13 protein-coding genes are annotated in these 12726 nt (G+C 61.0%); 6 read left to right on the top strand and 7 right to left on the bottom strand.

Annotated elements, in window-relative coordinates; translation table 11 throughout:
- Positions 1-26: 26 nt before the first annotated feature.
- The 3 genes from AC1RQI_RS10160 to AC1RQI_RS10150 all read right to left on the bottom strand — a co-directional run bounded on the left by AC1RQI_RS10160 (position 27) and on the right by AC1RQI_RS10150 (position 3129).
- Complete coding sequence (locus AC1RQI_RS10160) at positions 27-1358, bottom strand: glycosyltransferase family 2 protein (protein ID WP_481904676.1); 1332 nt, start codon at positions 1356-1358, stop codon at positions 27-29.
- Positions 1358-2710 (bottom strand): TackOD1 domain-containing metal-binding protein, encoded by a 1353-nt coding sequence (locus AC1RQI_RS10155; RefSeq protein ID WP_481904675.1) that lies wholly within the window; start codon positions 2708-2710, stop codon positions 1358-1360. Before AC1RQI_RS10155 ends, AC1RQI_RS10160 begins: the two co-directional genes overlap by 1 nt.
- A 269-nt stretch (positions 2711-2979) precedes the next feature.
- Positions 2980-3129: a DUF2256 domain-containing protein gene (locus AC1RQI_RS10150; RefSeq protein WP_481904674.1), complete on the bottom strand. Its 150-nt coding sequence runs from the start codon at positions 3127-3129 to the stop codon at positions 2980-2982.
- A 105-nt stretch (positions 3130-3234) separates the two neighbouring features.
- On the opposite strand from AC1RQI_RS10150, the gene AC1RQI_RS10145 reads away from it, so the two are divergent.
- On the top strand, positions 3235-3750 hold the full coding sequence (locus tag AC1RQI_RS10145; RefSeq protein WP_481904673.1) for a shikimate kinase: 516 nt from the start codon (positions 3235-3237) through the stop codon (positions 3748-3750).
- A gap of 49 nt (positions 3751-3799) precedes the next feature.
- On the opposite strand, the gene mutY is transcribed toward AC1RQI_RS10145, so the two are convergent.
- A complete protein-coding gene (gene mutY, locus AC1RQI_RS10140) occupies positions 3800-4846 on the bottom strand; it encodes an A/G-specific adenine glycosylase (protein ID WP_481904672.1) in 1047 nt (348 codons plus the stop codon).
- The gene (locus AC1RQI_RS10135; RefSeq protein WP_481904671.1) at positions 4843-7041 is read right to left on the bottom strand and encodes an AsmA family protein; all 2199 of its coding nucleotides are present in this window, start codon (positions 7039-7041) and stop codon (positions 4843-4845) included. Before AC1RQI_RS10135 ends, mutY begins: the two co-directional genes overlap by 4 nt.
- A 128-nt stretch (positions 7042-7169) precedes the next feature.
- Between AC1RQI_RS10135 and AC1RQI_RS10130 the strand changes: the two genes are divergently transcribed.
- The 5 genes from AC1RQI_RS10130 to hisF all read left to right on the top strand — a co-directional run bounded on the left by AC1RQI_RS10130 (position 7170) and on the right by hisF (position 10448).
- On the top strand, positions 7170-7640 hold the full coding sequence (locus AC1RQI_RS10130; RefSeq protein ID WP_481904670.1) for an SRPBCC family protein: 471 nt from the start codon (positions 7170-7172) through the stop codon (positions 7638-7640).
- 64 nt (positions 7641-7704) lie between these two features.
- Positions 7705-8298: an imidazoleglycerol-phosphate dehydratase HisB gene (gene hisB, locus AC1RQI_RS10125; RefSeq protein ID WP_481904669.1), complete on the top strand. Its 594-nt coding sequence runs from the start codon at positions 7705-7707 to the stop codon at positions 8296-8298.
- Position 8299: 1 nt separating this feature from the next.
- The gene (gene hisH / locus AC1RQI_RS10120) at positions 8300-8941 is read left to right on the top strand and encodes an imidazole glycerol phosphate synthase subunit HisH (protein WP_481904668.1); all 642 of its coding nucleotides are present in this window, start codon (positions 8300-8302) and stop codon (positions 8939-8941) included.
- Entirely contained in the window at positions 8941-9681 is a 741-nt protein-coding gene (hisA, locus tag AC1RQI_RS10115) for a 1-(5-phosphoribosyl)-5-[(5-phosphoribosylamino)methylideneamino]imidazole-4-carboxamide isomerase (RefSeq protein WP_416633474.1), read from the top strand. Before hisH ends, hisA begins: the two co-directional genes overlap by 1 nt.
- Positions 9678-10448, top strand: coding sequence for an imidazole glycerol phosphate synthase subunit HisF (gene hisF / locus AC1RQI_RS10110; protein ID WP_481904667.1), 771 nt, complete (start codon positions 9678-9680; stop codon positions 10446-10448). The genes hisA and hisF overlap by 4 nt, the downstream gene beginning before the upstream one ends.
- Before the next feature lie 23 nt (positions 10449-10471).
- On the opposite strand, the gene AC1RQI_RS10105 is transcribed toward hisF, so the two are convergent.
- Both AC1RQI_RS10105 and AC1RQI_RS10100 read right to left on the bottom strand, forming a co-directional pair.
- The gene (locus tag AC1RQI_RS10105; RefSeq protein ID WP_481904666.1) at positions 10472-11269 is read right to left on the bottom strand and encodes a divergent polysaccharide deacetylase family protein; all 798 of its coding nucleotides are present in this window, start codon (positions 11267-11269) and stop codon (positions 10472-10474) included.
- Between the two features lie 7 nt (positions 11270-11276).
- The gene (locus tag AC1RQI_RS10100) at positions 11277-12713 is read right to left on the bottom strand and encodes a S41 family peptidase (RefSeq protein WP_481904665.1); all 1437 of its coding nucleotides are present in this window, start codon (positions 12711-12713) and stop codon (positions 11277-11279) included.
- Positions 12714-12726: the final 13 nt, after the last annotated feature.

The raw sequence follows: 12726 nt of genomic DNA, 5'->3' as shown, positions 1-12726 counted from the left end.
ACTTCGCCAAGCTGGTACTGATGCCATCAGAACCTCCTGCCCCGCTTAAGGACCCACCACGGGGCCATGGTTGTTTCCTCGTGGCCGCGCCGGAAGATTTCATTGAGCGTGCAGATCACCCCCCAACAGCGAAGAGCAAACATGAATACCGGAAACACGGGCATGACGATTGCCAGCTTGAGGTCGGCTCGCGGGCGTTCCGAGACCATGGCAAGACCCGCCAGGTAAAGAATCATGGCCACAAAAAAGTAAAGACCGTAAAGGACCAGTGCGAGTGCCAGGATGGCCTCGACTGGCAAAAAAACCAGGCCGAGCAGACAATAGCCCACGATCAGGAAAGGCAGCATCAACTGAAAAACAAAGCCACTGGCCAGTGTCATCAGGAAATTGCGCCAACCGAGTAGGCGGGGCGTCATGCTGTGGCGGTGTTTGCGGATATAGAGGAAAAAAAGATCCCCGTCCCAGCGCAACCGCTGCTTGAAGAAGCCGCGCAGCGTCTCGGGCACATCGGTGTGGCCTACTGCTGCGGGTTCAAAGGGGATTCGCAGTGGCTTGCGACCGAAATAGCTCTTGATCCGGAGGGTGAGGTCCAGGTCTTCGGCAGAGTGAGTGTCCCAGCCGCCAATACGCCGCAGAAAACTGGTGCGGAACGCGCCAAAGGCACCGGAAATATTATTGACGGTATTCCATTCACCAAGCCCTACCTTGGAGCTTTGAATCGACAGAAAATACTCCAATGCCTGGATCAGGGTGACGAAGGAAGCCCAGGTGTTGCGAACACGGAGGCTGCCAGACACAGCCGGTACGTCGGGATCCTCGAAGTGGCGGACCATCGCGTCAACCATGGTGTTGTCGAAAGAGGTATCACCATCCAGGGCCAAGAGAATGTCGCCGGTGGCCTGTTGTAAGCCGGCGTTCAGGGAGGAAACGCGACCGCCGCGTTGCCACTTGGCGATGGGGCGCAGATAACGCCTGGGGTAGAGGTTTGCATCAATCCGGAAATCACGTAACGCCTGCATGGTGACTTGATTGGCGCTTGCGCCGTCCACAACCGGAATCAGTTCGATCTGGCCCGGATAGAGCTGCTCACACAGCGTTTCCAGCGTCTTGTGAATACCGCGGCCTTCGCTATAGCACGTGATGATGCACGAGACCCGTGGTTGATAGCGGTTGGCTTGGGGGGTCATTGCCAGCTGTCGCGTATACCAGCGCATCATACCCGTGACAATTAACAGGTTCAGAGGGAGTTCAAGGAGCAGGAAAAACGGGAACAGCCAGAGAAACAGCTGGGTTACCCCGTGCACACTGCCCAAGCTGCCCAGGATCTCGAACAGATGCTGTTGCAGCGTTTCGGCCATTAATGGATCTCACCCGTAAGACGCGCCATGACCAGGGCGCCATCCTCGCCACTGAGCAGGTCGTCCGGGAGGGCGAACCCGGCGAAACGCACATCGAGTTTCACGCCCTCCTGGTCGGGGAAAAGCTGGTGCAGTTTACTGAGTCGCTGCCACAGCTGCTGCATGCCGTTGTGATCGGTCTGGGGCAGCAGAAGCCATAGGAATTCCTCCCGTGTGCGTGTGGAGCGGTCTGTGTCACGGATGGATTCCTGAATCCGTTCAACGAGGTTGTCCAGCATGGCAAGCCCTGTATTCTGACTGAGGACTTCATTGAGGTTTACAAAGTGCATGAGTAGCAATGCACCTTGGGCCGCGGCCCCATAGCGACGGCTTTGCTGGATCTGCCAATCCAGGAGGTTACGAAAGGACTGCTCGCCAACCAGGTTGAGACGCCCGAACTGTTCCTGGCCCAGTGTCTCCGAGAACCCGAGACGGCAACGCAAGCGACCGCTTTCGGTGAGCTTGTAGTGACGGAATTCGCGGATCCGGAGGGCATCCGGACTATGGCGGCTGTTGCAATCAAGGCATCGTGCTTCCACCTCAGCGTCCACGAAAAAGCTCTCACAGGCACGACAACGGTAGTTTTCCAGCGGCCGGTCGTAGTCACTTCCAATGTGGCGCAGGCGCGTCAGGCAGTTGGGGCAGATCATCACCCCTTCCTTGAGGAAGTGTTCCTGAGGGGCTACGTGACCGCACGTGAAACAGTGCAGCGCGGGCTGGCGGCTAATCTCAAGGGCATTGCAGTCCGGGCACACGTCCACGTAGTTCAGGCGGGCGGAATCGCAGTGGGTGCATAGCCGTATGCGGTCATACAGCTGCTGTGGCTCCAGCCATCCCTGGTCGACCATCAGTTGCAGCCACAGACCGTCATCGATCGAGTCATCGTCTGCCATGGCCCGGATCAGCGGGTAATGATAGAACTGCGCCAGGTGCGTATCGCGCACGGGCTCCAGCGCCGAGTCCGGTCGACTCCACAGCCAAGCCAGCACCCGCTCCTGAAAACGGGAGGGGATCTGGTTGCTGTGCAGCAACTGCATCCGTTCTTCCAGTGAATGCCAGCGGGCTACCAGTTCGTCAACTTCGGGAAGGGGGCCGTCACTGAGCGCGATGTCAGGGTCCGATGCATCTGAAGGGAAAAAAATCAGAGCAAACTGGTATTCCGGGGTTCGGCGCAGATCAAAAAGAGCGTTCGCCCTCTGGTCCTGGGGGAGGTCCAGAACGACAACATCGTGTTTGGATGCCGCTTTCAACTGAGCAATGGATTCGAACCAAAACCAGTTGGAGGGAAGGTTTTCAGGGCACTGGACCGACACGATCGCAATTCCCGGCGGCGGCTGTCTGGCATTTTCCAAAGGTTTGGGCCTGGGTATCGATTTGCGCGATGGATCCCGTATTTGATTCATCGCCTTGATGACGTTGACCATCAGTGTGGCAACGCTGTTACGCTTAAAATGGGAGCAAGCGAAATAATGCTAAAAGGACATGCATGAGTAACTAAAAAGTTAGCAGTTCCCCTTGGTGAATTCGCCGACAGCCTTGAAAAATGATGTCACGTCCAAAGTAGCGCTAGCGCATTCCGGATTCATGTCACCTGTTTCTGCCCACCTCGGTGACGCCGGCACCGCTCACTGCAATAGACCACCTGATCCCAGCAGCCTGCCCACTTGCGCCGCCATTTGAAGGGGCGTTGGCAGACGGGGCAGACTTTTTCGGGAAGCGGTTTGTGACTCATACCGTTAGATACGGGGGATGCAGGGCTATGGACTGCCTGGTGCCCGTGTTATGGCGATTTGGCGTATCATTGGGGCATAGATCAAAGAGGGCAGGTGTCGGCTTGATGGATGAACGCAGAAGCAATATTGCGTTGATTGGTATGCCGGGCTCGGGTAAGAGCACGGTTGGTGTACTGCTGGCCAAGGCCAGTGGCCGGGATTTCGTGGATACGGACCTGCTGATCCAGAGTCGTGCGGGCTCAACGCTGCAGGCAATCGTGGACGACAAAGGCTACGAGGCGCTGCGTGAGGTGGAGGAGCAGGTGCTGCTGTCGCTGGCGGTATCCAATCACGTGATTGCCACCGGCGGCAGCGTGGTTTACAGCGAAGCGGGCATGGCTCACCTCAAGACCAGCAGTGTCGTGGTCTTTCTTGATGTGTCCCTGGAGACGGTCCGGGAACGGATCGGGGATTACAGCCTGAGGGGGATTTCCAAGAGGCCTGACCAGACAATTGAGGATCTGTTTGAGGAGCGGCTGGAGCTGTATCACCGCTACGCGGATATAACGGTCACCTGTGACGGGCGATCCATGGAAACCCTATGCGAAGCGGTGATGGAGGCGCTTGAGGGAATCCAGTAGAGCCGTGGTCCCTCTTGGGGACCGTATTGGTGGCTCCTGGCGACAGTACCTAGCTGAGCAGCTGGCGAATGGGGGCAGGCAGACCAGCATCCAGGGCATCCCGGCGCTGGAGCCACTGATGCCTGCCGCTATCCGCGAGACGCCGGGTGTTGGTGGCCGTAAGCCGTGCTGGCCGGATCCAGAGATGGTAATGGCTGAAGGTGTGGCGGAACGGCTCCAGCGCCAGGGGGGCGGAGGTTTCCAGGCCAAGCGAGTGTTCGCAGTGGTCTGGGAGTTCTTCTTGCTGGAGCGCCGGGTCTGCTTCCGGAAGGCTCATAAGGCCGCCCCAGATGCCGCTGGGCGGGCGCTGTTCCAGCAGGATCCGTCCCTCGCCATCCTCGATCAGCAGCATCCAGACACTTTTTTCCGGTTTGTCCTTTTTGGGTTTGCTGCCCGGGTAGGCTTCCGGGTTATTGCGGGCGTAGGCCAGGCAGCCCTTGCGCACCGGGCAGGCGGCACAGCCCGGCCGGCGTCGCGTGCAGACCATGGCCCCCAGGTCCATGATGGCCTGGGTGTAGGCCTGGATCCGCTCATCCGGGGTGTGCGCCTCGGCGTGCGCCCACAGCTCATTGGCAACGGCCGTGCGGCCAGGCCAGCCTTCCACCGCGTGGTAACGGGCGAGTACGCGCTTGGCGTTGCCATCCAGGATGGCGGCCCGGCGGCCATGGGCCTGGGCGACGATGGCCGCCGCGGTGGAGCGGCCAATGCCGGGAAGCGCCTGGAGTTGCTCCTGCGTCTCCGGGAAGGTGCCCCCGTATTCTTCCTCGACCGTGATGGCAGCCTTATGGAGGTTGCGCGCCCGGGCGTAATAGCCGAGGCCGGACCAATAGCTCAGCACGTCGTCCGTGCTGGCGGAGGCCAGGTCATGGACGGTTGGGAAGCGTTCCATGAAGCGTTCGAAGTAGGGAATAACGGTCGTGACCTGGGTCTGCTGGAGCATGATCTCCGAGACCCAGACCCTGTAGGCAGACCTGTCCCGGTGCCAGGGCAGGTCCTTGCGCCCGTTCTGCTCGTACCACTGCAGCAGTTGTGTCGCGAACCAGTCCGTCATGCTCATTCAAACAGGTTCCGGATCCGGTCCCGGGTTTTCTTGTCCACGCGTTCCTTGATTTCCTCCTCCACACGTTCGCGGGCCTTCTCTTCGGCTTCGTCCTTTTTCCGTTCAATGGCTTCCTGGGCCATGGATTCGAGCACATCACCGAAGCGCTCGCCGTCGAAACCACAGAAGTCGGCCGGATCATCCCCAAGACCGCCCTGGCACCGTACGGGAATGACCACTTTCTGGACGCGCTCGTTCACACGACAGGCCTGATCACGGTGAACCTCTCCCACCACGTGCAGTCCGACACGGTAGTCCAGCATGGATTGGATCAGGTCCACCATGCCGTCGCCCTCCAGCCGCAGCCCGGCCAGGTCAGCCGTCAGGTTTTCATTCCTGAGAACGCCGCTGTTGATGCTGAAATGACCGCTCATGTCATTGAACGGCGTGCTCTCGCCCCAGTCGTCCGTGCTCAGTGACTCACCGTGGACGCGGCTGATGCCTTTGCAAGCCATGCGCGTCATGTTGATGTTCTCGATGGCCCCTTCCTCGATCCGGAAGCTGGCCTTGCCATCGGAGTTTTCCAGAAGGGCCTGCGTGCTGTTGCCCTGGGAGCTTCCGCTGGCGCTGACATTGACGGCGCCTGAGAGCAGATCCATCGATGCCAGGTCCATCAGCAATGGTTGTGAGTTGACGCCGGAGAGCTCCTTGTCAAACCGCCATTCAGGGGTGTCGCCGCGGGCATCCAGTGCGCCTGTCATGTTGAAGCGCCCACCATAGAGATTGGCGCTGAGTTCATCCAGTGACAGCTGCCCCTGGTCGCCGGTGACTTGGGCGGCCAGGTCGGTAAGAGTCAGCTTGCTGGCCACCAATTCGCCAAGCCCAACCTGGATGTCCAGGCTGAGCTTGCGCAATGCTTCCAGGGGCAGCAGCTCACCCTCATTGGGGGCGGCCTGCTCGCCCGTGTCTTGAGGGGGCCCATCGCTGGCCGGTTCCTGGGGTTCGGGGGGCAGATAGCGGTCCAGGTTGAGGCGGTTGCCCTGAAGGTCCACAAGGAGGGCACCGTCATCCAGCCCGTAGCCGATTTCACCGTTGAACTCGGTTTCATCCAGTTGGATCCGGGTATCCTGAAGACGGAGCATGCCATCCTGGGTGGCAAGGGTCGTGTCGAATCCGGCCTTCGTGAGCACGTCGTCATCACGTGTTGTGATGGCTGGTTGACCCAGGCGTTGGAGCAGGGCTCGTGGTGAGAACTCAGCAAGTGATACGTCGCCGTTGATGCTGGGGGTGCCACTGAACCCCTGGACACGAAGGTTGGCCGTGATCGCCGCGTTTTCCAGAGTGGCTGCAAGATCGCTGACAGAGGCGGTCTCCTTGTTGAGGTCCGCGCTTGCTGAGCCACTCAGTGCCGCACTCACGGTTTGCCCGTTGAAGGGGGCGCCCGCCAGGTTGAACTCGCCATCCAGGCTGTCCAGAACAAACTGCTCCAGCTGCTGCCCCGCCCTGAGCTGCATGGCCAGGGAACCGTCCACAGCCAGCTCGGGCTCATCAAGGGAAGCGCTGAAACCCAGTTCCATTGGGAAGGCCTTGCCCAGGGCGATGTCGGAGGCTTCAAGGCGCGCATTGCTGAGCTGGAAGGATTGGCCGGATTGGCGATCCTCAAAGCTGACCCGAGCATTGGTGATCCGAACCTGCTGGACGTTGAAGGCGATCACTTCGCCACCGGCCTCCGCTGTCGAGGGCTGGCCCGCTCCCGCGCCCGTGGAGGCGGGGGTCTCAGTCTGTCCGGAATCCATGTCGCCCGGGCCGCTTGCCGGCGGTGTTCCCTCCGGCATGATCCGGGTCCAGTTACCGGTTCCGTCTTCATCCACCCTCAGTTGCGCCTGGAAGCCGTCCAGTTGAAAGGTATTCACCGCGGGAGCCATCCGCAGCAATGACCACAGATCAACGCTGGCCACCAGTTCGTCCAGTGCCACGAAAGGTTCATTGTCCAGTGACGCCTTAACATCCGTTACCGAAAGCCCCAGCGGCAACAGGGACCACTCGATCTCACCGTTGAGCGCGAGCTCAAGGTTGGTATTGCTGGCGGCAGCCTGCTCGATTCTGCCTTTATAGTCGTTGGGGTCAATGATCATCAGGGCTGCGCCTACAGCAACGACAAGCACGATGAGCAGTGCGACAATGGCGATGAGTGTTATTCGGAGGGCTTTCATTCTGCGTTCCCTGACAGTGGCTTTGATAGGGCAAGATAACTCATGCCGGGGGATTGACCAACATCATGGAATTGGAGAAGGTGCGCGCACATTGAACAGCTCTGGGTCCCAACAACAGGAATGCAATCATGTCCATAACAATCGCCATTGAGATCCAGCGGGAGTTCACGCTGGATGGGGAGTACGACGAGGTGTTTGAGCTGCTGGCCGATGTGCCGCGCTCGGTGTCCTATTTCCCCAAGGTCCAGGAGCTCAAGGACCTGGGGGATAACACCTACCGTTGGGAGATGGAGAAAGTGGGCGTGGACAAGTACAGCATCCAGACGGTCTATGCCTGCCGTTATGAAATGGACCGTGAGCGTGGGGTCATCGAGTGGAGCCCGGTGCGGGGCGAGGGCAACGGGTTGGTCGGTGGGCGCTGGGATCTGCGGGATGCTGGCGGCGGCCAGACCGCGCTGGCCTTCCAGACCGAGGGCGAACTGACCCTGCCGTTGCCGAAGATGATGAAGATGGCCATCTCGCCCGTGGTCAAGCATGAGTTCAACGGCATGGTCGATACCTACATCGACAATCTCAAGAGTGCTTTCCACTCGGCCTGAGACGCTGAAAGGCGGGGCGGTTTCGGGCTATAATCGATGTTTTGGACGCCAGCGGACGAACGACATGGCCGATCGGACAGCGCGTGTTGAGCGCGATACCCTTGAGACCCGGATCTCGGTAAACCTGAACCTCGACGGAACCGGGCAGTCGGATTTCGACACTGGGGTGCCTTTTCTTGAGCACATGATGGAGCAGGTCGCCCGCCATGGCCTGGTGGATCTCAGCGTCCAGGCCAGTGGCGATCTCGAGATTGATGATCACCACACCGTGGAGGACATCGGCATAACCCTGGGCCAGGCACTGGCACAGGCGGTGGGCGACAAGAAGGGCATCAGCCGCTATGGTCACGCCTATGTGCCACTGGACGAGGCCCTGTCGCGGGTGGTTCTGGATCTGTCTGGCCGGCCGGGGCTGACCATGGAGGTGCCGTTCACGCGCTCGCGGGTGGGCAACTTCGATGTGGACCTGTTCGAGGAGTTCTTCCGTGGTTGTGTGAACCACGCCATGATGACCCTCCACATCGATAATCTGCGCGGCAGCAACAGCCACCACCAGATTGAGACGGTCTTCAAGGCGTTTGGCCGGGCCCTGCGCATGGCGGTGGCCGTGGACGAGCGCGCCGCCGGGGCCATGCCCTCAACCAAGGGGGCGCTCTGAGATGCAGAACGTTGCCATCATTGACTACGGCATGGGGAATCTGCACTCGGTCGCCAAGGCGATTGAACGGGTAGCGCCGGAGGTGCGGGTCTCCATCACGGACCAGTATGAACGGGTGCGGGCAGCCGACCGCGTGATCCTGCCGGGGGTAGGTGCCATGCGTGACTGCATGGCCGAGATCCGCCGGCTGGGGGTCGATGACTGGGTGCGCGACGTGGTGGCGGACAAGCCCCTGCTCGGCATCTGCGTGGGCATGCAGGCATTGATGGCGGTCAGTGAAGAGAATGAGGGCACTGAGGGAATCGGGGTGCTCCCCGCCAGCGTCCGTTTCTTTGGTTATGACCTCCACGAGGATGGCCAGCGCCTGAAGGTGCCGCACATGGGCTGGAACCAGGTGTTCCAGACAGCAGCACCGGCACTGTGGCGCCATATTGATGATGGCACCCGGTTCTACTTCGTGCACAGCTATTACGTGGAGGCCGAGGGTAACGCCAACCTCGCCGGTCGTTGCCATTACGGCGTCGACCTGGCCGCTGCGGTGGCCGCACCCAATCTGTTCGCGGTGCAGTTCCACCCCGAGAAGAGCCACGATGCCGGGCTCCAGCTTCTTCGCAACTTCATTGATTGGGACGGTTCTCTCTGATGCTGATCATACCCGCGATTGACCTCAAGGACGGTGAATGTGTACGCCTGCGCCAGGGCCGTATGGAAGATTCCACGGTGTTCTCCCGGGATCCGGTGGAAGTGGCCGGGCGCTGGGTGGAAGCCGGTGCTCGCCGTCTGCATCTGGTGGACCTCAACGGTGCCTTTGAGGGGAAACCGGTCAACGGCGACATCATCAATGCCATTGCCCGCCACTACCCGGGGCTGCCGATCCAGATTGGTGGGGGAATCCGCTCTCGGGAGGTAGTGGAAGCCTATCTCGATGCGGGCGTTCAGTGGGTTATCATCGGAACCCAGGCTGTGCGCGAGCCGGATTTCGTGACGGCCATGTGCCATGCCCACCCGGGGCGTATCATCGTGGGTCTGGATGCGCGCGACGGCATGGTGGCCACTGAAGGCTGGGCCGAGACCTCGAGCGTGGCAGCCACGACGCTGGCCCAGCGGTTCGCCAACGATGGGGTGGATGCCATCGTCTACACCGATATCGCCCGCGACGGCATGATGGAAGGCGTGAACGTGGATGCAACCCGCCGCCTGGCGGAGTCCACTTCCATTCCCGTTATCGCCTCCGGTGGCGTCTCCAGCATGGCGGACGTGCGCGCTCTGGCGGGAGTGGCGGATTCCGGCATCAGCGGTGCCATCACCGGTCGCGCCATCTACGAGGGCACGCTGGACCTGGCCGAGGCCCAGCGCTATTGCGACTCGGTGGCGTCGTCATGACCCTGGCGCGGCGAATCATCCCATGCCTGGACGTGGATAAGGGCCGCGTGGTCAAGGGCGTCAACTTCGTGGACATCCGTGATGCGGGTGACCCGGTGGAGATTGCCCGGCGCTACAATGAAGCTGGCGCCGACGAGATCACCTTCCTCGACATCACTGCCAGCCATGAGAGCCGGGATACGACCTACGAGACGGTTGAGCGCATGGCCGGCGAAGTGTTCATCCCGCTGACCGTGGGTGGCGGCGTGCGCCATGTGGGGCATATCCGCAACCTGCTCAATGCCGGGGCGGACAAGGTCAGCATCAATACGGCGGCCGTGCACAACCCGGAGTTCGTGCGCGAGGCGGCCGAGCGTTTTGGTTCCCAGTGCATCGTCGTTGCCGTGGATGCCAAGCGTGTGAGCGGCGACGATGAGCCTCCACGCTATGAGATCTTTACCCACGGCGGGCGCAACGCCACCGGCCTGGATGCGGTGGCATGGGCCCAGCGCATGGCCGATTACGGGGCCGGTGAAATCCTGCTGACCAGCATGGATCGGGATGGCACCAAAAGCGGCTTTGACCTGGGCCTGACGCGGGCCATCAGTTATGCCGTACCCGTGCCGGTGATCGCCTCCGGCGGCGTTGGCAATCTGCAGCACCTCGTGGATGGTGTGCTGGAAGGTGGCGCCGACGCCGTTCTGGCCGCCTCCATCTTCCACTTTGGCGAATACACCATCGCTGAAGCGAAGGACTACATGCGGGACCACAACATTGTGATGCGCTGAGCCCTGGTTTCGGGGCTGGAGGCTCAGTCTTTTGTTCGGACCAGCTGGACGTCTGGCAGGTCCGGGAAAGGCGCTTGGTTGTTGTGGCGCATGGACCATACCGTGCTGACCGTGGCCACGGCGTAGCCGTAACGATCCAGCTTCGGAAGCATCTTCTCCAGATAATCCAGAGTTTCCTCGTAAGGGTGGCCAATGCCGATGGCCGTACCCTTTTCCCGTGCCTCCTTCAGAAGCTGGCGGAACTGGCGGTGGATGCTGGCCTCGTCACGGTTGTTGTCCAGGAAAACGTCCCGGCTCATGGCGGGCACGTTCTTGGATAGCGCTGTGGCTTTCGCGACGGTGGCCGCTGTGGTGCGGCTGTCGATAAACAGCAGGTTCCGTCCCGCCAGCTCTTCCATGACCCAGTTCATGGGCCTCTGAATCTGGGTGAGCAGGCTGCCCATATGGTTGTTGATACCTGTGGCGGCCGGCACCGAGGCCAGGGCACGACGCAGGGTGCGCTGGGTTTCCTGACGGGACATGTCAGCAGCCAACCCGCCCGGACCCAGCCCAATGCGGGCCTTGTTGGCCATAGGGACGTGCAGGATGACCTCTTTGCCGCTGGCCGCAGCCGCCCTGGCTTGCTTGCGGCTATAGGGGCGGTGGGGCAGGAAGGCCAGCGTCAGGGGCTGGTCCATCGCCATCAGGCGCTGGCCGGCCTGCCGGTTGAGGCCAAGGTCATCAATGATGATGGCGATGGTCGGCGGTGGCCCCTGGCTGACCGCAGTGCCGGGGCCAAACAGCAGAAGGGCGCCCAGTACAAGAATAAGCGCGAGCCGCATGGGCTGTTCAGTCCGCTCCATCGGTCGTGCTGTCGGCGGAATCCGCGTCGTTTTCCGTCGTATCGTTGCGGCCCGGCTTGAGGATCCGCATGCCCTTGAGCAGGTTCAGGGCTGAGCGCAGCTGGTAGTCGCGGCGCTGGGCCTCCGCCTGCTTGTCATCATCGGCGTCCTGCTCAGAAGCCCCACTCTGACCGTTCTCAAGGTGGCCAGGAAGATCCGCCTCGCTGAACCCACGTCCGGATTCCACATCCTGTAGTTCCGCTGGTTGCACCTGGATGTCCGGCTCAATGCCCTTGGCCTGGATGGAGCGGCCATCCGGCGTGTAGTAGCGTGCCGTGGTCAGCTTGATGCCGTGGTTGTCGCCCAACGGCATGACAGTCTGCACAGAGCCCTTACCAAAGGATTGTGTCCCCATGATCACGGCACGGCGATGATCCTGGAGCGCTCCGGCCAGAATCTCGGAAGCGGAGGCCGAGCCGGAGTTGACCAGTACCACAACGGGAACGCTTTCAGCCTTGCCACCAGGGCTCGCTTCGAAACTCAGCTGGCTGCTTTCAATCCGGCCTTTGGTGTAGACAATACGGCCTTCGTCCATCAGTGAATCCGCTACCGCGACGGCGGCTTCCAGTACCCCGCCCGGGTTGTTGCGAAGGTCCAGAACAAGGCCGTTGAGATCCTCGCCATGGGTCTTCACGAGTTCCTTGTACGCTGTGTCGAACTCCTGGCCGGTGTTCTGCTGGAACTGGCTGATGCGAACATAGCCGTAACCCGGTTCAAGCATGCGTGAGCGCACGCTGTCCACTTCGATCACGGCGCGCTCAATGGTGACCTCAATGGGGCTGCTCTCGCCATCACGCCCAATGGTCAGGGTAATCTCGGTGCCCGGCTCGCCCCGCATCTCCTTCACCGCTTCGCCCAGGCTCATGCCTTTCACAGGGGTGCCATCGATCTCGGTAATCAGGTCTCCGGCCTGGACGCCCGCTTCCTGAGCCGGGGTGCCGTCGATGGGGGAGATCACCCGCACAAAGCCATCCTCCATGCCGACTTCAATGCCGAGCCCCCCGAATTCCCCGGAGGTGCTTTCCTGAAGCTGGGAGAAGGCCTCTGGTTCCAGGTAGGCTGAGTGGGGGTCGAGCCCTGACAGCATGCCGTCAATGGCCTTGTTCAGCAGCTTTTTGTCACTCACATCCTCAACATAGCCGCGCTTGATCCGCTCGAAGACCTCCGTGAACTTGCGCAGCTCGTCCAGTGGGAGCTGCTTCTCCGGATCCGCAAGCTGGACCTCCAGCTCGCTGGCCTGCCCCTCCACTGACGGCTTGCTCTCAATGGTCTGTGTGGGGTCTTTGCCATTGTCCTTCATGGGCTCGGACGCGACGCTGCTCAAAGTGGTGAGCGTCAGCGCCAAACCAAGGGCGGTGATGGGGTTCCGGGAGCTGTGTCGCATGGGCGCTGCGTTC

The organism is Salicola sp. AFF1 (genome assembly GCF_056783195.1).
This window is presented reverse-complemented; position numbering and strand designations above follow the sequence as displayed.